General features: G+C 61.4%; 25 protein-coding genes. 14 read left to right on the forward strand and 11 right to left on the reverse strand.

What is annotated here, in order from left to right:
• Positions 1-25 precede the first annotated feature (25 nt).
• The 3 genes from argS to gnd all read left to right on the forward strand — a co-directional run bounded on the left by argS (position 26) and on the right by gnd (position 3,352).
• Positions 26-1,762: an arginine--tRNA ligase gene (argS, locus tag ATE70_RS09265; protein ID WP_058537836.1), complete on the forward strand. Its 1,737-nt coding sequence runs from the start codon at positions 26-28 to the stop codon at positions 1,760-1,762.
• A 12-nt stretch (positions 1,763-1,774) separates the two neighbouring features.
• Positions 1,775-2,116: a hypothetical protein gene (locus tag ATE70_RS09270; RefSeq protein ID WP_231732588.1), complete on the forward strand. Its 342-nt coding sequence runs from the start codon at positions 1,775-1,777 to the stop codon at positions 2,114-2,116.
• A gap of 258 nt (positions 2,117-2,374) precedes the next feature.
• Positions 2,375-3,352, forward strand: a complete 978-nt coding sequence (gene gnd / locus ATE70_RS09275) for a phosphogluconate dehydrogenase (NAD(+)-dependent, decarboxylating) (protein WP_058537640.1) — start codon at positions 2,375-2,377, stop codon at positions 3,350-3,352.
• A gap of 144 nt (positions 3,353-3,496) precedes the next feature.
• Here the strand turns inward: gnd and ATE70_RS09280 are convergent, their stop codons facing one another.
• Positions 3,497-3,823, reverse strand: a complete 327-nt coding sequence (locus ATE70_RS09280; protein WP_058537641.1) for a hypothetical protein — start codon at positions 3,821-3,823, stop codon at positions 3,497-3,499.
• A 148-nt stretch (positions 3,824-3,971) separates the two neighbouring features.
• Here ATE70_RS09280 and ATE70_RS24775 point away from each other — a divergent pair, with 148 nt between their 5' ends.
• From ATE70_RS24775 to ATE70_RS09300, 5 genes are all read left to right on the forward strand, one after another.
• On the forward strand, positions 3,972-4,205 hold the full coding sequence (locus tag ATE70_RS24775) for a hypothetical protein (protein ID WP_058801235.1): 234 nt from the start codon (positions 3,972-3,974) through the stop codon (positions 4,203-4,205).
• Between the two features lie 38 nt (positions 4,206-4,243).
• Positions 4,244-4,795 carry a peptide-methionine (S)-S-oxide reductase gene (locus ATE70_RS09285; RefSeq protein ID WP_231732589.1) on the forward strand — a complete coding sequence of 184 codons (552 nt, stop codon included), beginning with the start codon at positions 4,244-4,246 and terminating at the stop codon, positions 4,793-4,795.
• A gap of 46 nt (positions 4,796-4,841) precedes the next feature.
• A complete protein-coding gene (locus ATE70_RS09290) occupies positions 4,842-5,861 on the forward strand; it encodes an MBL fold metallo-hydrolase (RefSeq protein WP_058537642.1) in 1,020 nt (339 codons plus the stop codon).
• Between the two features lie 67 nt (positions 5,862-5,928).
• Positions 5,929-6,465 carry a MarR family winged helix-turn-helix transcriptional regulator gene (locus tag ATE70_RS09295; RefSeq protein WP_058537643.1) on the forward strand — a complete coding sequence of 179 codons (537 nt, stop codon included), beginning with the start codon at positions 5,929-5,931 and terminating at the stop codon, positions 6,463-6,465.
• 86 nt (positions 6,466-6,551) lie between these two features.
• On the forward strand, positions 6,552-7,001 hold the full coding sequence (locus ATE70_RS09300; protein WP_443028827.1) for a YkgB family protein: 450 nt from the start codon (positions 6,552-6,554) through the stop codon (positions 6,999-7,001).
• A 482-nt stretch (positions 7,002-7,483) separates the two neighbouring features.
• Here the strand turns inward: ATE70_RS09300 and ATE70_RS09305 are convergent, their stop codons facing one another.
• The gene (locus ATE70_RS09305) at positions 7,484-8,134 is read right to left on the reverse strand and encodes a TetR/AcrR family transcriptional regulator (RefSeq protein ID WP_231732590.1); all 651 of its coding nucleotides are present in this window, start codon (positions 8,132-8,134) and stop codon (positions 7,484-7,486) included.
• A gap of 28 nt (positions 8,135-8,162) precedes the next feature.
• Between ATE70_RS09305 and bdcA the strand changes: the two genes are divergently transcribed.
• Positions 8,163-8,876 carry an SDR family oxidoreductase gene (gene bdcA / locus ATE70_RS09310; RefSeq protein WP_058537645.1) on the forward strand — a complete coding sequence of 238 codons (714 nt, stop codon included), beginning with the start codon at positions 8,163-8,165 and terminating at the stop codon, positions 8,874-8,876.
• Positions 8,877-8,920: 44 nt separating this feature from the next.
• Positions 8,921-9,658 (forward strand): NADPH-dependent F420 reductase, encoded by a 738-nt coding sequence (locus ATE70_RS09315; protein ID WP_082639522.1) that lies wholly within the window; start codon positions 8,921-8,923, stop codon positions 9,656-9,658.
• Here the strand turns inward: ATE70_RS09315 and ATE70_RS25815 are convergent.
• The 4 genes from ATE70_RS25815 to ATE70_RS09330 all read right to left on the reverse strand — a co-directional run bounded on the left by ATE70_RS25815 (position 9,551) and on the right by ATE70_RS09330 (position 13,496).
• On the reverse strand, positions 9,551-10,099 hold the full coding sequence (locus ATE70_RS25815) for a MarR family transcriptional regulator (RefSeq protein WP_156419600.1): 549 nt from the start codon (positions 10,097-10,099) through the stop codon (positions 9,551-9,553). The genes ATE70_RS09315 and ATE70_RS25815 overlap by 108 nt on opposite strands.
• Before the next feature lie 8 nt (positions 10,100-10,107).
• Positions 10,108-11,532, reverse strand: coding sequence for a dihydrolipoyl dehydrogenase (locus ATE70_RS09320; RefSeq protein WP_058537647.1), 1,425 nt, complete (start codon positions 11,530-11,532; stop codon positions 10,108-10,110).
• An 81-nt stretch (positions 11,533-11,613) separates the two neighbouring features.
• Entirely contained in the window at positions 11,614-12,594 is a 981-nt protein-coding gene (locus tag ATE70_RS09325; protein ID WP_058537648.1) for a YeeE/YedE thiosulfate transporter family protein, read from the reverse strand.
• Positions 12,591-13,496: a LysR family transcriptional regulator gene (locus tag ATE70_RS09330; RefSeq protein ID WP_058537649.1), complete on the reverse strand. Its 906-nt coding sequence runs from the start codon at positions 13,494-13,496 to the stop codon at positions 12,591-12,593. Before ATE70_RS09330 ends, ATE70_RS09325 begins: the two co-directional genes overlap by 4 nt.
• Before the next feature lie 425 nt (positions 13,497-13,921).
• Here ATE70_RS09330 and ATE70_RS09335 point away from each other — a divergent pair, with 425 nt between their 5' ends.
• The 4 genes from ATE70_RS09335 (at position 13,922) to grxC (ending at position 15,889) form a co-directional block, all read left to right on the forward strand.
• Positions 13,922-14,542, forward strand: coding sequence for a peroxiredoxin-like family protein (locus ATE70_RS09335; protein ID WP_231740064.1), 621 nt, complete (start codon positions 13,922-13,924; stop codon positions 14,540-14,542).
• Between the two features lie 96 nt (positions 14,543-14,638).
• Entirely contained in the window at positions 14,639-15,082 is a 444-nt protein-coding gene (gene msrB / locus ATE70_RS09340; protein WP_058537651.1) for a peptide-methionine (R)-S-oxide reductase MsrB, read from the forward strand.
• A gap of 2 nt (positions 15,083-15,084) precedes the next feature.
• Entirely contained in the window at positions 15,085-15,600 is a 516-nt protein-coding gene (gene msrA, locus ATE70_RS09345; protein WP_058537652.1) for a peptide-methionine (S)-S-oxide reductase MsrA, read from the forward strand.
• A gap of 13 nt (positions 15,601-15,613) precedes the next feature.
• Positions 15,614-15,889: a glutaredoxin 3 gene (grxC, locus tag ATE70_RS09350; protein ID WP_058537653.1), complete on the forward strand. Its 276-nt coding sequence runs from the start codon at positions 15,614-15,616 to the stop codon at positions 15,887-15,889.
• A gap of 73 nt (positions 15,890-15,962) precedes the next feature.
• Here grxC and ATE70_RS09355 read toward each other — a convergent pair whose 3' ends face one another.
• The 5 genes from ATE70_RS09355 to ATE70_RS09375 form a co-directional block, all read right to left on the reverse strand.
• Positions 15,963-16,874 carry a cation diffusion facilitator family transporter gene (locus ATE70_RS09355; protein ID WP_058537654.1) on the reverse strand — a complete coding sequence of 304 codons (912 nt, stop codon included), beginning with the start codon at positions 16,872-16,874 and terminating at the stop codon, positions 15,963-15,965.
• Positions 16,875-17,020: 146 nt separating this feature from the next.
• The gene (locus ATE70_RS09360) at positions 17,021-17,668 is read right to left on the reverse strand and encodes a ZIP family metal transporter (RefSeq protein ID WP_231732592.1); all 648 of its coding nucleotides are present in this window, start codon (positions 17,666-17,668) and stop codon (positions 17,021-17,023) included.
• Positions 17,669-17,838: 170 nt separating this feature from the next.
• Positions 17,839-18,231, reverse strand: a complete 393-nt coding sequence (locus ATE70_RS09365; RefSeq protein WP_058537656.1) for a RidA family protein — start codon at positions 18,229-18,231, stop codon at positions 17,839-17,841.
• Positions 18,232-18,390: 159 nt separating this feature from the next.
• Positions 18,391-19,353 carry a cytochrome P460 family protein gene (locus ATE70_RS09370; RefSeq protein ID WP_231732593.1) on the reverse strand — a complete coding sequence of 321 codons (963 nt, stop codon included), beginning with the start codon at positions 19,351-19,353 and terminating at the stop codon, positions 18,391-18,393.
• Positions 19,354-19,434: 81 nt separating this feature from the next.
• On the reverse strand, positions 19,435-20,169 hold the full coding sequence (locus ATE70_RS09375) for a cytochrome P460 family protein (protein ID WP_231732895.1): 735 nt from the start codon (positions 20,167-20,169) through the stop codon (positions 19,435-19,437).
• Positions 20,170-20,219 lie beyond the last annotated feature (50 nt).

The raw sequence follows: 20,219 nt of genomic DNA on the forward strand, positions 1-20,219 counted from the left end.
GCTCAGTGGGGCTTCGCTGATGGCCGTGTCGCTTCATGCGCGCTTCCTTAATCATCTCGCGCGGGGAATTGACGATCTGCAGTTGGTGAAGGATTTTCCTGCGGACCTACTGCGGGCGGGACTGACCGTGGAACGGCCGCGCGACCCGCTACATGGCGATCTGTCGACCAACGCGGCGATGGTCCTGGCAAAACTCAGCGGCACGCATCCGCGCCAGCTCGCTGAAAAACTGGCGGACGGGCTCGCCAAGCTGGAGGATGTCGCTGCCGTGGACGTTGCCGGCCCGGGCTTCATAAATATCCGTCTGACCGACCAGGCATGGCGAGATGAACTGGCGGTCATCGCGGACCAGAAGGACCAGTATGGCATGTCGCCCGTTGGTGCGGGCAAGACGGTGAATATCGAGTTTGTCTCGGCCAATCCGACCGGTCCGATGCATATGGGGCACTGCCGCGGGGCAGTCGTCGGAGATGCGCTCGCCAACCTGCTCGCTTTCACCGGCCATCGCGTCATCCGCGAATATTATATCAATGATGCCGGCGGGCAGGTCGATGTTCTCGCTCGCTCGGCACACCAGAGATATCGCGAGGCGTTGGGCGAGAGCCTCGGCGAGATAGCGGAAGGTCTATACCCGGGCGATTATCTGAAGCCGGTCGGGGAGGCGCTGGCCGCCGATTTTGGGGACCGCTATGCCGACGCCCCGGAGACGGACTGGCTCGCAATCTTTCGTGCGCGGACCGTTGCCGCGATGATGGAGACGATCCGCGAAGATCTGGCGCTGCTCGGTATAAGTCACGACCGCTTCGCGTCGGAGGCGGACCTGGTCGCTGCCGGAAAGCCGGATGATGCCGAGGCCTGGCTGCGCGAGCGCGATCTAGTCTATGACGGCGTTCTTGAACCTCCGAAGGGTGAAGTCTCCAAGGACTGGGAGCCGATTGCGCTGCCGCTGTTCCGGTCGACGAGATTTGGCGATGACCAGGACCGTCCTATCCGTAAACCGGATGGGAGCTGGACCTATTTCGGCGTGGATCTGGCCTATCATTTCGAGAAGGCGCGCGATGCCGACGAACTGATCGACATCTGGGGCGCCGATCATGCCGGGACCGTGAAGCGCATCGTTGCCGCCGCCGAAGCTCTAACCGAAGGCAGGAAGCGGTTCGACGTCAAGCTGGTGCAGATCGTGCGGCTGCTGCGCGCGGGTGAGCCGGTCAAGATGTCCAAGCGCGCAGGCAATTTCGTCACGCTGGCCGATGTCATTCGAGAAGTCGGAAAGGACGTCGTTCGCTTCATGATGCTGACCCGCAAAGCGGAAGCGCCCATGGACTTCGACTTTGCGACCGTCGTCGAGGCATCGAAGGATAATCCGGTCTTCTATGTGCAATATGCCCATGCGCGGATTTGCTCGCTAGCAAGCCGCGCGGCCGAAGCGGGTATCGAGTCGGGCGACGCGCCCGATCTCGCTCTTCTGGACGGTCCGAGCCTAACGCTTGTGAAGCATGCGGCAGAATTCCCCCGCATCGTCGAGGCGGCTGCGGCAGCGCGCGAGCCGCACCGGATCGCCTTCTTCATCGAGGGGCTGGCCGCGGAATTCCATGCGCTGTGGAACACAGGAAATGCCGACCCGACGCGCCGCTTCATCGACTCGGGAAACCTGCCGGTTAGCCGCGCGCGGTTGTTCATGGCCGCCGCGATCGGGCAGGTCATCCGCAATGGCCTCGCGCTGATGGGGGTTGAACCGACACATGAGATGGAGAGGGCCTAGTCGAATGCGCGCTTGTTTCTGAGGCTGTTGCGCGGACTGGCGCTGACGAGCATGAACATGATGGGCGTCTTCTCATACTGGTGGAACGAGATGGAGCTTACCGATTTCGACGCTGCCTTCAAAAGGCTTCCCGAGGGTCACAGCGAAGGTATTCACGAAGGCCGGCGTTTCGGCTTGATCGTCCGGCGGTCCGACGACGGGCGCCGCAACAGTCTGTTTGCCAGGGAGTTGGCTGGGACCGACATCGTCAGCTTCAACCTGTATCGGTTCACATCAGGCAAAACATCGCTCAAGCCGTGCGAGATGTCTGCGAAAAAGGTCGTGGATTTCGTGCTGGGCTTCCAACCGGACTGAGGGTGTCGCGGTTGCTGCTCTCTTCGCGATGTCCGCCCCGGCACTGCGTACGTCGCTAAATGGGTATCGAAACTATAGCGCCTGGTTATTGGACTTCGTCTGGCGATGAACTCATCCTCCATGCAACGCAAAGGCGCGGCGAAATCGGCCCACTCATGGCAATCTGCCAGCGAGTGATGCGATCATTTGAATCGCGGCAGTCGGGCGTTGGCCGAGACTGTCCGCGCCGGGTGAACTCCAGACAGAAGGATTTGAGCAATGCGTCTTGCAATGATCGGCCTCGGCCGCATGGGTGCCAATATCGCGCGTCGGCTGATGCGCGGCGGCCACGAGGTCGTCGCCTTCAATCGCGATCCGGCCGCGGTTACTCAGCTCGCCGGTGAAGGTGCCATCGGAGCGAATTCGCTTGAAGATGTCGTCGCCAAACTCACTGCGCCGCGGATCTTCTGGGTAATGCTCCCGGCGGGCGCTCCCACCCAAGACATGGTCGACAAGCTGATGGAATTGTCGGAGCCCGGCGACATCATCATCGATGGCGGCAACAGCTTCTACAAAGACGACATCAAATGTGGTGCTGCGGCAAGGGAGAAGGGGCTGCATTATGTCGATGTCGGCACATCGGGCGGGATATGGGGGCTCGAACGCGGTTATTGCATGATGATCGGCGGCGACAAGGAGATCGTCGATCTGCTGGATCCCATCTTCGATACGCTCGCGCCGGGCTATGGTTCGATCGTCCGCACCATTGGACGCGACGCGCCCGACAGTCGCGCCGAGCGCGGCTATATCCACGCCGGCCCAACCGGCGCCGGGCATTTCGTCAAGATGGTCCACAACGGAATCGAATATGGCCTGATGCAGGCCTATGCCGAGGGCTTCGACATTCTCAAGGGCAAGTCCTCCGAACGGCTCGCGCTCGATGAACGCTTCGACATCAACCTGACCGACGTCGCCGAAGTCTGGCGTCGCGGCAGTGTCATCTCGTCCTGGCTGCTCGACCTGTGCGCGATCGGCCTGGCCAGGGATCCGATGCTCGAACAATTCACCGGCCAGGTCTCGGACTCTGGCGAGGGCCGGTGGACGATCGATGCGGCAATGGAAGAAGCCGTCCCGGCCTATGTCCTTTCGGCCGCCCTGTTCGCGCGCTACCGCAGCCGCGTCGACCACACTTTTGGCGACAAGCTTCTCTCGGCGATGCGCTTTGGCTTCGGTGGGCATGTCGAGATGCCGCAATAAGTGACGCGTCACGCTACCCTGCGCTATGAAAACTATAGACACAGCCTATTGGAAAATTGTCTGGCTCACTGCGATAGTCGGCGCGACGGTGACGCAGAAGCGACGGCGTGCCTGACGCCGCGCCCCAGGATGAATGAGAGCGTCTTAGCCGAACGGACAAACTTCAACGGCGCCGCGGTTCGTCAAAATAAATACGGCCGCTAAGACGATGAAGAGAACAAGGGAGCTCACGCCACAGTGCTGCACCTCATCGAGCCAGAGATACTTCCATCCGGCGCCTTCATCTTCACGCCGCTGGAACTGACGGTAATCGCGCTGGCGCGGAGCGAGAAAGGCCAAAGGTTCGGATCGCGAGCCCGTCTCGCGCAGGCCCTCTTCAAGAGACATCAACTTGTCCCGGGACGGCGTGCAAATGGGACACTCGCTGATCCCCGGCTCGAAGTGCTCCGCGCGTTCGTCAACATGCTCCATCGGCGGGGCCAGCGGTTGGCTGCGGCGACGCAGATATTACGGGAGGCCGGCTTCAGCAGCGTGCAGGAAACCTGGCTTCGTTCGGAATGTGCACGGCCGCTGTGACCTCGTGCGTACCTTGAACCCTGCTACCGGAAGGCAACCATTTATGACCAATATCTCCGGGACTTCCCTTTGGTTCAAAGACAACAAATCCCGTGCTTGGCGCGCGTTGCGACTTGCATTGGTCGCTTTCGTGATCCTCGGTTTAGTCGGCCTGTATCTGCGCCCGGCCATGATGCATGTCCACAGTCCACTGTTGCTGGGTGTTCTTATCGGCTCGCTGATGCTTTCGTTGATTGCGTCCGCAGCGAGAAGGCTCAGGCGCGCGAGACGGCCCTGATCTGCGGAAAGAAATACGTCTAGGCGCGAGAGGTGAAGATGGCGAAGATCGGCTTTGGAGGGGGGTGCCATTGGTGCACCGAAGGGGTGTTCCAGGCGCTGCGCGGCGTTGCGCAGGTCGACCAGGGCTTTGTCCAATCGGACGCTCCGGCAGATAGCTGGTCGGAAGGGGTGATCGTCACCTTCGATCCTTCAATCATTCCGTTGGCAACGCTGTGCGAGGTGCATCTCAGAACGCATTCAGCCGCCCGGGCCCGCTCCCCTAGCGACAAGTACCGCAGCGCGATCTATATCTTCGATGACAACCAGCGGCATGAGGCCGAATTGGCGATCGTCCGATTTGCCGAGGAATTCGGCAATACGGCGCATACCCTGGTTCTGCCCTTCAGAAGCTTCAAGGCTTCGGACGAGCGTTACCAGAACTATTATCGAACCGATCCGAGCCGGCCCTTCTGCCGCCGCTTCATCGATCCCAAGCTGGACTATATTCGGCAGCATTTTTCGGAAGTGGCCCTGCCTGAACCGAACTCTGCCGCCGAGCAGCTGTCGATCGCGGCAATGTCTCGCAAGACCCCGACAGCGCTCCGATAATGACTGACAGGTCTTCATCCACCGCAACTCAATCAAGGACGTCGCCATGATGATCAAACAGCCATTCACTGTTCTCCCTCTCGCCCTGGCGCTGCTTGGCCCGATATCCTCTTCTCCCGGTTTAGCGGCTCCGACGCCCGCCGCGGTGCCCGACACCATAGCCGGGACCGTCCGCCAGACCGCTCCCGCAATCTATCGATTTACGATTGGCGATGCCCAGATAACGGCATTGTCGGATGGGTCGGTCCCGCTGGACCTGCACCAGTTGCTGCGCGGCATCTCGGCGCAAACGATCGACGAAATTCTTGCCCGCAGTTTCCTCGCCAATCCCGCAGAGGCTTCGATCAACGCTTATCTGATCGACTTCAACGGGCGGCGGATCCTTGTCGATGTCGGTGCCGGCGATCTTTTCGGCCCAGGCAATGGCGGCAGGCTGCTCGAAGCGCTTGCAGCAGCCGGGACCGCGCCGGAGACAATCACCGACATACTCATCACCCATGTCCACAGCGACCATAGCGGCGGTCTCACGAAGGCGGGCAAGATCGTCTTCCCGCGCGCGACGGTCTATGCCGGCGGTGCAGATATTCGCTTTTTCTCGGATGTTGCCAACGCAGCGAAGAGCGGGCTCGATAAGCGCTTCTGGACCGAGACCGAGCAGACGCTGACGCCCTATGTCACGGCCGGCCGGGTGAAGCCGATCGATACCGATGGCGAAGTCGTGCCGGGCATTCGTGCCGAACTGCAGCCTGGGCACACCCCGGGCACCGCCTTCTACACCTTGACCAGCAAGGGGCAGAGCATCGTCTTTGTCGGCGATGTCATCCACGCCGGCGCGGTTCAATTTCCACGCCCCGACGTGACGATCACTTTCGATGTTCGCCAGGACGAGGCGCGCGCCGTGCGGAAAGCTGCGTTCAGCCGCTTCGCTCGCGACCGTATGATGATCGCGGCGCCCCATCTTCCGTTCCCGGGGGTGGGTCACATTGCCGCCGACGGGTCCGGCTACCGCTGGTACCCGATCGAACAGACGGATCGCGAGCCTATGAAGGAGAGGCTCAAGCTCTGAAGCCCGCATCGCCTCTTGCATTCTCCAGCCACTGCGCTATTTATATGCGCGGCGCATATATACTGGAATGCGATTGACCAAGGACGCTTCACCTTCCGATCGGCTCATCAATCTCTTTGGCGCCCTCGCGCAGGGGGTGTCGGATGAGATGCGCGGTGCTATATCGCAGCGCTTTCCGGCCGGCGGGGAGACCGCGGCGGCATTGAGCCTCATCGGCCATGAACCGGGCCTTTCGATCGACCAGATCGGCAAGGCCCTGCGCCTGTCGCATGCCGGTGCTGCCCGCGTGGTCGAACGGCTGGTCGCTCAGAATTTCGTCTCGAAATCGCAATCCGCCGGCGATCGCCGCGTCATGCACGTGTCGTTGACGTCCGGCGGCGAGACGGAACGCAGGGCGCTCCTGAATCTGCGCAGCACAGCGATCACCGGGTTGCTCGCTGCGGTCGGCGAGAAGGACCGCGCTGCGCTGGAGCGCGTCGCGGAAACCATCCTCGCGTCATTGCCGCGCGACGAAGTGCGCGCGCGCACGACCTGCCGTTTCTGCGACCAAGAGAAGTGCACCAACTGTCCGACCGACATCGTCGGTCCCGGAATTACAAACTGACGCCTCTCGCCACATTTCCATCAACAAAAAGGGCATTGATTATGAGCTTATTGGAGAAATATTCATTCAGCGTCCCCGAGCATCAAATGCGCGAACTCGCTCTGCTGCGATGGGCCCTGGTCATTGTCTTTCTGTGGTTCGGCGGCATGAAATTCACGGCTTATGAGGCGCAAGGGATTGCCCCCTTCATCGAACACAGCCCGCTTATGGGCTGGCTTCACTCGCTGTTCGGTGTCCAGGGCGCCAGCCAGTTCATCGGCGCGATCGAACTCGCCACGGCGGCCGCGCTGATCCTCGGTGCATTCAAACCGATTTTCTCCGTCCTCGGCGCCGCCATGTCGGCGGCGACCTATGCCATCACCTTGACCTTCTTCCTCTCGACGCCGGGTGTCGCCGAACCGACTGCCGGCGGGTTCCCGGCCATTTCGGCTATGCCCGGGCAATTTTTGTTGAAGGACGCCGTTTTGCTTGCTGCTTCGCTGGTTTTGCTCTCGGCGGCCGTCCGACAGAAAAAACCTGCCGGCGCGCAGCTCTAAGATAATCACGACGCTCCAGTCATGATGCGAACCTGTCGGCGAAAAGCGCGAGGCTTCCCGCCGACAGGCGCATCGAGCATGGCTTATCTTTTCTGGAGAGCTTGCCGCCCGACCGGGGAGGTGAGGCCGGAACGGGATTCCTCTCTCGCCCACATGGCCGCCTTCTCAAAATTGATCAATTTTCATCAGCAGCAACCGTGATTGATCCTGCGATTGCCCGATATGGGATGGAATGCCGTCAGTCTGCTGCCTGATCAGCCGGCACACAAAGCGGACAGTCGACGGGAGGCGAATTTGGGGCCTCGAGACTGGCACTGTCATGGCAGTTAAGTAACTTCATCAGACGGTCGACCTGTTGGGTTCGAATGTGTCGTGCCCCCGGTGCGGCAAACGCCAATAACAGCGGCGAGGGTGTCATCAACCTTGTCGCGATAGCTGCGGACGCTGGTTGCACAGCTTCAAAGACCAAGCGACAGGGCCGTTCAGCATAGAGGCGGGACAGGCAGCGCCTGATTGATCGCCAGTCCGGCTAAGCGGGCCGTGGCGAGGAGACGGTCCACGTCTTGCCCGTTGCGTGCCTTGGCCGACATCCCGGACATGGTGGCGCTGACGAAATCGGTCAGTCGTCCGGACTCTTCCGGGTGCCGCGCGGCAATATAACGACGGATCACGTCTTCGGCGGCTGCATGGGTGGCGCAGGAAACGCTGCGCGCTCCGGCATCATTGCTATGTGTGCCTTCCAGCACCAAGCAACCGGCCGCCCCATTATTGGCGGCGTAGCGGCGCGCTGCCTCTTCAAGAACGGCAATGAGGCACTCGGCTACGGGCCGGTCAGCTCGCAAGATATCCGCCAGGGCAATGGCGCCGGTCTTGGCGTAGCGATCGAGAACGCGGAGGTAGAGACCGGCCTTGTTTCCGAAGGCTGCGTAAAAGCTCGGCGGGTTAATGCCGAGTGCGCCAGTGACATCGGCAACACTCACCGCATCGTAGCCGTATGTATGGAACAATTGCTGCGCCGTTACGACCGCCTGGTCGGGATCGAAACGGCGTGGCCGGCCGCGCGGTCGCGATATATTTGTATGAGACATTACAAAATCCATTGACCTGATTTTTAGATAGCTTATGTAGCGCATCTTACATAACTCTCCAAGGGACGTTTCGATGGCTGATTTTCAAGACAAATCTGTACTAGTGCTGGGAGGAAGCCGGGGGATTGGCGCCGCCATCGTACGACGCTTCGTGGCGGATGGCGCTCTTGTGACCTTCACTTACTCTGGGTCGCCCGAGGCGGCGCACCATTTGGCAGATGCGACCGGCAGCACCGCCGTTCAGACTGACAGTGCGGACCGCGATGCGGTCATAGCCCAGGTGCGCAACAGCGGAAAGCTGGACGTGCTGGTGGTCAATGCCGGGATTGCCGCCTTCGGAGATTCCCTTGACCTTGACCCCGACGCGGTGGATCGGCTGTTGCGCATCAATGTCCACGCACCCTACCACGCCTCGGTCGAGGCCGCTCGACAGATGCCCGAGGGTGGGCGGATCATCATTATCGGCTCGGTTAATGGCGACAGGATGCCCGTCGCAGGAATGGCGGCCTATGCACTGAGCAAATCCGCCCTCCAGGGCATGGCGCGCGGCCTTGCTCGCGACTTCGGCCCGCGCGGCATCACTATCAATGTCGTGCAACCAGGCCCGATCGACACCGATGCCAACCCCGCAGACGGCCCGATGAAGGATATCCTGCACAGCTTCATGGCCATCAAGCGTCACGGGCGCCCAGAGGAGGTCGCGGGGATGGTGGCCTGGCTGGCGGGCCCGGAGGCGGGCTTCGTTACGGGCGCAATGCACACTATCGATGGTGCGTTCGGCGCCTGACCGCTCAAGGAGCGGGCCGCTCCAAATCGGGTTCGGCTCGCTTCTTGCGATCTCAACCGCAGTTCGCCCAGCGAGCATACCAAAGGAATGTCGATCATGTTGAAACTGCGCACCGTCGAGAATCTGCCGTGACCACTATCGGGATTATCGGCGCTGGGGAGGTCGGCAGCCAGATCGCACGTGCGGCCATTGCGAGCGGTTATAAGGTCGTCATGGCCAATTCGCGCGGACCAGAAACCCTTGGTGACCTCATCGCCGAGCTTGGACCGTCGGCACGGGCAGCGACTGCCGCTGGCGCGGCCGAGGCGGGCGACTTCGTCGTCATAGCGGTGCCACTCAAACTGGAGAACAATATGCCGACCGAGCAACTGGCGGGCAAGATCGTGATCGACACCAACAATTATATGGCCTGGCGCGACGGACGATATGCCATCGTCGAGTCGGGCGAAAAGACGGAACACGAACTGCGCCAGACGCAACTTCCAAAATCGAAGGTAATCAAGGCTTTCACTGCCATACAGGCGCCACGCCTGCTCAAACTGGGGACGCCACCGGGCTCGCCCGGTCGTCATGCATTGCCGGTATCGAGCAACTTCCCCGAAGCAGTGGCTCTTGTTACCCGGCTTAACGACCAGCTCGGCTACGACACAGTGGATCACAGCCCGCTCAGCCAGTCATGGCGCAGCGGCCCGGGTCAACCGGCGTGGCATGCCCACGCGCATCAGACCAGACAAGAGCTGATTGCCAACCTCGCGAGCGCGCGACCGCAAAACCCGATTTGATGGCGCGGACGACAATTCAATCGGCAGTCTCGCCATGACCGCCTCGGCGCGCTCGACTTTGCCTCTTTGGGTGAGGGCGATCAGATAGGCACGGCGATCATCGCGATCGGGCTGACGCTCGAGCAGTCCATCGATCACCATGCGATCGATAAGGCCTGAAAGTGACGATTGGCCGATCGCGAGCAGCTCTGCGAGTGTGCGCATCGGTGTCGCCGTGCCATCGGCCGACAGGGTCGTCAGCATAGCGGCGCGACTGGGCGTGTTGCTTCTTTCCTTACCCTGCAATTCGGCTCGCACGCCCTGTTGCGCTCGCGCGAGGAGTGGCAGGAAATCGGCGCGTCTCTTTGCCTCGGCCTCGCGCGATCCGGGCTCGGGCGTAAGCTCTGCCGAATTTGCCCCGTTGCAAGGTGCCGATATTCTATCCGGGCCGAAGGTGCGCACCGGTTGGCCTAGCCTCCCGGACCACAATCGATGCAGCGAAGCGGCGGATTGGGTCCGAACCCGAGATGGTGGTTGAGGTGGCGAAGCGCGGTGCGCAGCCCTTCCTCGATGACGGGATGATAGAAGGGTCGTTCGAGCAATTCGGCGACGGTAAGCCGGCTCTCGATCGACCAGGCGAGGAGATGAGCGAGATGTTCCGCCGCGGGACCGAAGATCTCGGCGCCAAGCAGCAACCCGCTCGGCCGATCGCCATAGACGCGCAGCAATCCCCGGTTGAGCCCCAATACGCGAGCGCGTCCCTGGTCTTCGAACGACACTTCGCCGATGGCGAAATCCATCCGGTCGCGAAGAAGGTCGGCATGGCTGCGCCCGGCGATGGCAATCTGGGGATCGGTGAAGACGATCGTCAACGGGGTCCGGCGCGCGCGGCGGTAGCTGTGCGGATAGCGCGCGGCATTTTCGCCTGCCACCCGGCCTTCGTCCGCGGCCTCGTGAAGGAGCGAGAGATCGACCGCCGAGTCGCCCGCGATGAAGATGTCGCTGTAACTGGCGCGCATCGACAGGTGATCATAGGTGGGGACGCCATGGGCATCGAGCGTGAGCGAGGTGTTTTCCAGTCCGAGATTGTCGACATTGGCCCGTCGGCCTGCGGCCGCGAGGAGATAGTCGAACCGCTCCTCGCTACCCGCTGACCGGACGATCACAGCGTCCCCGTCGCGCGCGACGCGTGCATCGGCTGCCATCCAGTCGATAGGAATTTCGCTCGAGAAATGTGCCGCCGCATAAGCCGTGACGTCGGGATCGGTGAGCGGGCCGACGCTGCCGCCGCGCCCATAGATATGGGTGCGGACACCGAGGCGATGCAAAGCCTGCCCGAGCTCCAGGCCGATCGCGCCGGTGCCGAAGACTGCAACCGAGGACGGCAGATCGGTCCAGTCGAACAGTTGGTCGTTGAAAATCAGCCGATCGCCCGCCGGTTCCAAACCCGCGGGTACGACCGGCCGCGAGCCCGTTGCGATCACGATGCTGCGCGCGCTGATCTGCTTCCCGCTCGCGAGTTCGAGCCGATTGTCATCGACAAAACGCGCCTGCTCGCGAAGCAGGCCTCCGGGCGCAAACCCCGCAATCGCCTCGGTGGCGAAGCTAACAAAGTGGTCGCGCTCGGCGCGGACGCGGTTCATGACCTGTACGCCGTCGACCTCGACGGGGCCGGAGCGAAGTCCGAACAGGCCGACGCTCTCGGCACGGTGGCGCGCCTCTGCCGCGGCGATCAGCAATTTGGAAGGCATGCAGCCAACGCGGGCGCAGGTGGTCCCCAGGGGGCCACCGTCGATCATGACGACGCGATCGCTATATTTGAGCGCTTCCCGGTACGCCGACATTCCAGCGGTGCCCGCGCCGATTATCGCCACGTCATAGTCGAAATCGGCCATCCCGCTGTCCCTTCCTGATTACACGATGCGTATATTGCGCGCATCGGGCGCGCAAAGACAGTTGGCCCGTGGGCATGGTTTCTATGCCCTGCGGGAATAGTTTGTGGCGGCGAAGATGAGCGTGAGAGTCAATGTCATCCCGAAATAGGCGGTCAGGGCATGGGGAGCGAAGGAGGGCAACCCGTAGACGATGATGACCCCATTGCCGCCCGGGATGAGCTGGGTGGCCAACCCCATGACGGTGCCGCCGGCGAGATGCCGCGAGCCTTGACGCCAGTTGGTGCCGCGCAACCGGAAGCTGGCGGAACGGACGGCAGCAAATAGTCCCCCGCCGATCATCATCGCGGTGCCCAGAAGCGCCGGCAACGGAGAACTTGGGGTGAAATCGCGCATGACGAGCTGCGAGCCGTAGCTCGACAGGAGGCCCAGATAGGTCCAGCTCCCGGCGCAGGCGTACAGCAGGCCGCCGCCGATGCCGATGATGAGCATGGCCTCGAAGGGCCGCATCCGCGCGCGTCCAAGCAGCATCTTGCGCCAGCGCGACCGGCGGCGCAGCAATCGCAGGCGCGGCCAGCTCCACCAGCAGACCGCGGCGAAAGCCAGCCACGCCGCTATCGCGGCGAGCGGCGACGTCGCGAGCAGCGAGGGTTCGGGAATTTGCTGGGGCCTGTAGACTTTGGATATGAACGAGGCGCCGATCACCCAACCGGCGAGGGTCAGAAGATATCCGAGCCTGCCGCCGGTCAAATGCGCGAGTGTTCCAAAGCCGCAAGCCTGGTTCGCCCATGCGCCGATCCCGTAAAGACACCCGAACAGGAGAGCCTGGATCAACTGGTCATAGCCCGGGGACAGATGGAAAACAGCGGGTGCGGACCATGCCAGCGGAACGAGCAGAAGCCCTGACCAGCAAGCCGCCGTCGCGAAACCGATGAACTTGTCGGGTCGGCGCCGCACGACAAGATCCTGCGCCGCAACGACCACGCAGACCGTCCCGCGCCGGATCGCGAAGCCCATCGCAAAACTCAGTACCGATGCCGCGATGGCAACCGCAATAGCGTTCATGAGAGCAAGCCGGGTCGCTCATCGGCAAAGACGGCGTTCATCTGCGGGCGGAGCCAGTCGAGGAAGGCGCGTACTCTCGCGGTCTGGTCGCGGCCAGCCGGCAGCAGCGCCCATAAATCAATGTCTTCGAGCATATGGTCGGGCAGCAACTCGACAAGATCGCCCGTATCGATCAGATCCGCGACGAAGGGCCGGGGCAACATCGCATAGCCGAGACCGGCAAGCGCTGCCGACCGGGCCGTGTCGTCGCTGTCGAGAATGAGCGCGGGATGCACCATGATCGCGATGCGCGCGCTGCCCTCGCGGAAGACCCAGCTGTTCTTCGCATGATGAAGGCGCGAGATGATCGCGGGCTGCCCCATGAAATTGTGTGGGGCGTCGAGACCATTTTCGGCCTTGTTCGCGACCAGCGCCATCCGCGTGCGCGCCATGCGAGAGGCGACGAGCGCGGTGTCGGCGAGCGCGCCGATCCGCAGCGCAACATCCACGCCCGATGCCACGACATCGGTTTCACGATCGGTGATCTCCAGATCGAGCGTGACTTCGGGAAAGCGATCGGAGAATTCCCGGAGGCGCGGCACGAGGTGCAGCCGGGCAAGGCAGGTGGGGACGACGACGCGCACCGGTCCGGCGAGACGGCCCCCGTCTTGCTTGGCGGCAACTTCCGCCGCGGCTGCGGCGGCGATCGCACGCTCGGCGCCGTCGCGGTAGCGGCGCCCCGCCTCGGTGAGCGTCAGGCTGCGGGTCGAGCGCTGGAACAGCCTGACGCCGAGATAGGCCTCGAGCTGCGCCACGGCTTTCGAAATCGATGGCTGACCGACATTGAGCCGGCGCGCCGCCGCGGAAAAGGAACCCGCCTCGGCCACGGCGAGGAACTGCTCCATGACGGCAAGTCGATCCATTTCATTCCCCTGCGGAATAGATCCTATCGACTCAACCCATCTGCCGCAAGCAATCGCTGCAGCCTAAATACCCGTCATCCGCAAAAACGGACCCGAGACAAAGCCTCCTGGAGTTTTGAGATGACCATCATGAATGCCAGATCAGAACCGACGCCGCTTTCGCGGCCCTGGAGAGCGCGGTCCGTTTCCTTGCGGGTTGCGGCGGCCTCCCCTTACCGCCGCAAAAGCATCGAGACCGGACGCGACGTCCCAGCCGGTATTACCCCTTCCCGGCTTCGTCGCTTCGCTCGATCCACCTTGGGCTCGGCGTGACTCCCGGCGCCCGGCTCGAGGTGAACAGTGAAGGAAAGGCTGGCGCGATCCGCGCCAGCCTTTCCCCGCACCAATTTTCGATGCAGAAGAGTCGAATGAACTTCCGAACGGACATGAGCATGATCGAGCAAGCCTATCTCCAGGCGGCCGGCGACGATGGGCGGGTGGCAATCGCCGAAGGCGACGAGCAGATCCTGGCCATGGGCATCGAGGTCTCGGCCGTCCAGGCCGGTGACATTGCGCCGGAGTTCCTGTTGGAAAACGCCCTCGGCGGCACAGTCTCGTTGCGTGGCCGATTGATTGGCGGACCAGTGGTCCTGAGTTTCTTTCGCGGCGGATGGTGCCCCTTCTGCCGCGCAGAACTTCGGGCGATGTCCAAAGCGGCGCAAGCGGTCGAGGAAAGGGGGGCGAGCCTACTCGCGATCTCCCCGCAGCCGCTCGCCGACAGCATCGCAATGGCGCGGGCCGAGGAACTGACGCTTCCGTTGCTCGCCGATCGCGGAATGACGGTCGCGAGCGATTATGGCCTCGCCTTCGAACTGCCCGAGAGTATGCGCCCGGCGGCGCTTGCGGACGGCATGGTCGCGGGCGAGGACGGCGCCGACTGGCGCATTCCGATGCCGGCAACCTATGTGATCAGCACCGACGGGATCATCAGATATAGTTTTCTCGATCCCAATTATCGCAACCGGCTCGACCCGGCGGTTCTCATGAGCATCCTCGACCGCCTCTGAGCCAAATTTCGAATTTCGGGCCTGTCTCCACCGGCGCGCATGCGGCGCACCGGGGTGGAAAGACGTGCCGCAACTGTCAGACAAAGGAGATATCGAATGACCTACCTCAAGACCAGCGAAGCCATTGCGAAGCTGACTCCCCAACAGCGCCATGTCACACAGGACGGCGGCACCGAGCGTGCGGGCAGTGGGGAACTGCTGCACAATAAGGAACCCGGCATCTACGTCGATATCGTCAGCGGCGAACCTTTGTTCGCCTCGACCGACAAATTCGATTCCGGCAGTGGATGGCCGAGCTTCACCAAGCCCATCGTCCCCGCCAATGTCGATGAAATACGCGACGACAGCTACGGGATGATCCGCACCGAGGTGCGCTCGGCTCATGGCGACAGCCATCTCGGACATGTGTTCCCCGACGGTCCGCGCGACCGTGGCGGCCAGCGCTACTGCATCAACTCGGCTTCGCTCCGCTTCGTCCATCGCGACGAAATGGAAGCCGAGGGTTATTCCGAATTTCTGAACCAGATCGAGGAGAATTGATCATGATCGAACGTTCCATCCTGGCCGGCGGCTGCTTCTGGGGCATGCAGGACCTCATCCGCAAACTCCCCGGCGTCGTCAGCACCCGTGTCGGTTACAGCGGCGGCGATGTACCGAACGCGACCTATCGCAACCATGGCACGCACGCTGAGGCGATCGAGATCAATTTCGATCCCGATCAGATCAGCTACCGCCGGATCCTGGAATTTTTCTTCCAGATTCACGATCCGACCACGCGCAATCGCCAGGGCAATGACCGCGGCGGGAGCTATCGCTCGGCGATCTATTATGCCGACGAAGCGCAGCGTGAAACCGCGTTGCAGACGATCGCGGACGTCGACTCATCCGGTCTCTGGCCGGGGAAGGTAGCGAGCGAGTTGGAGCCGATTGGCCCCTTCTGGGAGGCGGAGCCCGAGCACCAGGATTATCTGGAGCGCCGCCCCAATGGTTACACCTGCCACTTTCCGCGTGCCGACTGGGTCCTCCCATCGGCCGGCGAACGGTCTGAAGCAGCCTGATCGGAGACATGAAATGAAACCGAACATAATCCTCTATACCAAGGACTATTGCCCCTTTTGTCACCGGGCCAAGGCGCATCTTCGCGCCAAGGGGGTGACCGACTGGACCGAAATCGACGTCGAAGATGATGCGGTGCAGTTCCGTGCAATGCAGACAGCGTCCGGTGGACGCAGGACGGTTCCGCAGATCTTCATCAACGGTACGCATGTGGGCGGGTCGGATGATCTGTTGGCGCTCGATGCCGACGGCGGCCTCGATTTGCTGCTGCGCGAAGAGATGCTCGTCTGAAACTAACGGGCGTCCGCCGAACAGCGGGCGCCCGTTTGCGCTTCACCGTGAGCCGCCCCGGAGTTGCTCGCGCTTAGAGCCAACGGCGATCGGCCGTGAAGTCGATCGTGAGCCAATATCCGGGACGCAGCCCGCCCATCGCATCCGCAAATTCCTGGCGAATGGCGTCTTGCTCGCCAAGCGTCATGGTGGTCGATGCTGCGGCACCGACAAAGCCGATCTCGATAAACCGCGCGCGGCCGACCTGGGTCACATAGGATTGATGCTCGACGAAGCCGTGCCGTGCCGCGACTTCGCGTGCGATGCTGCTGACCTGCGCATCGAGATCGGCTGGCGCGATCTGCAGTATCTCGCGACCGGCCGCCGCCAAGGCCCGAAGGGGCAGCGGAGCCAGGCAGATTGCGAGGAGAATGAGAATTGCCGGATCGAAATAGGCCGCGAGCTTCTCCGCCTGCGTGCCCTCGAGCAGGACCGCGGTCACAAAAGCGGCGCTCAGCCCTGCGTTGAGCAGTCCGCCGAAAAGCCACGCGGCCGCGTCGATATTCAGAAGCGATGACCCGAGGCCGCGGGCGCGGCGCCGGATGTAAATATGCATCCCGAAGCCGATGAGCGCGCTCGCGCCGGCATATCCGATACCGGGCCCGAAACTCACGTTCCGTCCTCCCATCATCACGGTGTCTACTCCGTCAATCAATGCATAGACGCAGGCGAGGAGCAGAACGCTGCCGTTGACGAACCCAAGCATCGGCTCGATGTGCCAGTAGCCATATTGGAACCGGCGGTCTGCGCCACGCGCGATCAGCCGCGCAGCGAAAAAGGCGGCCAGCGTAAGCCCTGCGTCGGCAAGGCTGTACACACCGTCGAACAAGATCGACTTTGCGCCGCTCAACAGGCCAATAGCGATGCCGACAAGGGAAAGGGCGAGGGTGCCGGTGGCGGAGAACAGGAGAAGCCGTTGTTCCTTGCGCTCCGAATGCGGTCCCAATTTCCGTCTCCAATATTACAGCCGTCCAAGGGCCGTCGCCTGAGGCAGTTATCGTAACGAGTCACGCTGCCGGCGATGTATTTCCAATTGGCCCAACCTAAGGATGAAGCTGCAGTAAGATCTGCTATTCAAGCCCGCCCCGCATATCAAACATGATGTTGCACCAGCAGAAACGCCGAAAGAAAGCCCGTCACGGTAATCAAACCGATCATCGGCGGCGCGTGATCGAAGGCTTCCGGGATCATGGTTTCCGCGAGCATCGCCAGCACCGTGCCTGCAGCGAAACAGAGAATGACCGTCGTTGCGTCGGTTGAGACTGATCCCAAAGCAAAATTCCCGAAGGCGGCCGTGAGCCCTATCAGGAGCGGGATGCCCACCCAGACCGCGTAAATGTAGCGTCGTGATCGTCCAGCCAGTTTCATCCCCGAGGCACTTGAGAGTCCCTGAGGGATGTTGGCGAAGAAAAACCCGGCGACGACGCCCATCCCGATCTTCCCGCCGCCAACCATAGACAGGCCGATCACGAGTGCTTCGGGAATGCCGTCAAGAACCGTCCCAACAGCAATCGCGACGCCGCTTCCGCCATGCTCTTTTTCGGTCGTTTGCTTCACGCATTCGCCGCACCGTTTCCTATTTTTCGCGCCGCTTGTGGCGAGATACCAGTTGATGCCGCTGAAGATCGCTGCCCCTCCCAGCAAAGCTGTGATCGCAGCGGCGGACATGCCAGTTTTGATCGCGTTCCCCATAAGCTCGACAGCGACAATGGCGATAAGCACGCCGCCGCCAAACCCCATCACGGTCGCGATGAGGCGATGAGACAGCCGGTTTGAAAACAGGTCCGCGACAACGGCACCGATTAAAAGGCCGCTGGCTGTAAACAGGCCCCAAAGGCCAGCTCCGAGGAAATCAGCGATGACGCGACTTTCTTTCGTTTCGGATTTTACTGGCCTAGCACGGGTTTTGGTTAGTCTGGAATGCGGGCGATTACCTTGATCTCGAAATCGAATCCGGCCAGCCAGTTCACACCAAGTGCTGTCCAGTTCGGATAAGGCGCTTCAGTGAAGACCTTGCTCTTCACCGCCATAATCGTTTCGAACTGATTTTCGGGATCGGTATGGAAAGTCGTTAGATCGACGATGTCGTCAAATCCGCATCCCGCAGCGAGCAAGGTCGCTTCCAGATTTGCGAAGGCCAGCCGAACCTGCTCCGCGAACTCTGGTTCCGGCGAACCGTCTTCACGACTTCCGACCTGGCCGGATACGAAAAGCAAACGGTCCGACCGGATGGCTGCGGAATATCCATGCTCTTCGTACAGAGCATGTCGGTTTGCGGGGAAAACCGCATCACGTTTGGCCATGTGTCATTCCTTTGACTGAGGACATTCGGGCCATGGCAAAAAATCGCCCTTGACTGAATAGTCCGTTGAGTTGTTTTGTGCCTAAAGCATCAATCTGACTAGCCACCTTCAGTGGCTCATGCGTCTTACCGCCGCTCGCGAGCGGGAAGCTGCCGTCGACTACTGTGCGACGCTTTTCAGATAGACGATGATATCGCGGCGCTGACCCGGATCCTTGATCCCGTTGGGGAAGAGATTTCCCATGCGATTCCCGGGAATAAAGGATTTTGGCGCTTCGATATGTTTGTCAATATTATCGGCTGTCCAGGTTATGCCGGAATTCCGTATCTGGTCCGAATAATCAAAGTTTGGCACGGTGCCCGCCTTGCGGCCGACGACCCCAGCCAGCGTTGGTCCGATGCCGGCACCACCAGGGTTTATGGAGTGGCATGCCCTGCAAGTCTTGTCGAAAGCCATCTTGCCTGCGGCCGCGCCGCCCGTCATGGCCTGAGTGGCGACGTTGGGAACCATCCCGGGCGGTTCAGCCTGATGAGAATTTGCCGGCAGACCGACCTGGCCTTTCATACCCAATGCGGGGTAGGCATAGGTGTAAACCCAGTCCGATGACTTGGCCGGAACGTGGCATGATTTGCAGTCGGTTTGATAATTCGTCGCCGTTTGCTTCTTGGTGTCGGTCGGGTCGAACTGCGCCCAGCCCCACCCGTCACCCCAGAGGGGGTTGCCGGCGAACCGTCCCTTGCCATCCTTGACCATGAGGAACCAAATCTTGCGATCACCGGCCCAGGATGCGCGGCCTGTGACGAGGTCGGCGCTCCTCGCAGTTGTGACTTCCTTGATCAAGACTGCGCCGTCAGGAAATTTTCCCGCGCTCCGAAACGCTTCTACATCCGCCGGCCGGGAATAGACGGAATGAATTTCCGCCTCTCCAGAGGGCGCCGTGACCGCCCAGGTGCCAATGAACATATAACTCTTGGGGAAGTCCGCTGGAAAGGAGATCGTCCCATCTTTGCTGACCAGCGACGCGTATGTATCGTCGGGCGCTCCCGCATCACTCTCCTTGCCGCAGGCTGTGGTGAACAGCGCGACGGCGCAGATTGCCGTAATGGTCTTCCCGTTCAGCAAATCGTCGTTCCTATGAGCACTGAGCTTGGCCGCTGCTCTGGCATCGCGTGTCGCGCCGCCGATAGTGCTAGCAGCGTCACGTCAACTCTGGGGTAACGGTAGCGGATCGAGTATGGGCTTGTAGAATTTGATGTAGACCATGTCTTCCGCATTGGCGATGTGACACCCCGCGCATTCATCGACGGTTTTGACCGCCGCCGTGGCCAGATAGGGCGGAGCGGAATGATTGAAGTTGAAATAGCCCCAGCCATTTGAATCGGCGAACCGTTTGCTGTCCTTGACTGAAACGTCGAGTCCATTGGGTGGACCGGGAAAATATCCTCGCCCGGACGGTGCCGTCGTTGATCCGTCAGGAAATTCGCCTTTCGGATCACTGACGAGCTGTAATTCCTTGATCATCATGGTGCCTTCAGGCCATTTTCCGGTCGCCCGATAGGCCTTGAAAGCTGCTGGCTGCGTGTAGACATTGTGAAACTCGGGGAAATTCGCTTTCCCGCCGTTAAGGCCGTGCGGTGTCAGCGGCGCCCCGAGAAAGACCAACTCGCGAAAGTCTTTCGGCTGAACCAGATGTCCTTTGGCATCCCAAACGGGCGGGATATCGATCTCGGGATAATTGGGGTCGCGAGCGACGGCCGCTTGCGTTTGCGGTTCCGCACTGTCGGATTTCTCGCCTTCCCCTGATGCGCCGCCGCAGGCCGAAAGCGTCGATAGTAGGAAAGCCGCACTCGCAACGCTCAAAAGCGATTGATTATAGACTCGCGTCACGGCATCCCTCCTCTTCTTGAAATGAATATTTGGTATGTGATCATCCCGCATCGCGGGGGAGATGTCCAATAGCCGAGCGGCATAGTTGCAATAGTTTGGAC

It is taken from the genome of Sphingopyxis sp. H053 (genome assembly GCF_001468225.1).
Taxonomy (GTDB): domain Bacteria; phylum Pseudomonadota; class Alphaproteobacteria; order Sphingomonadales; family Sphingomonadaceae; genus Sphingopyxis.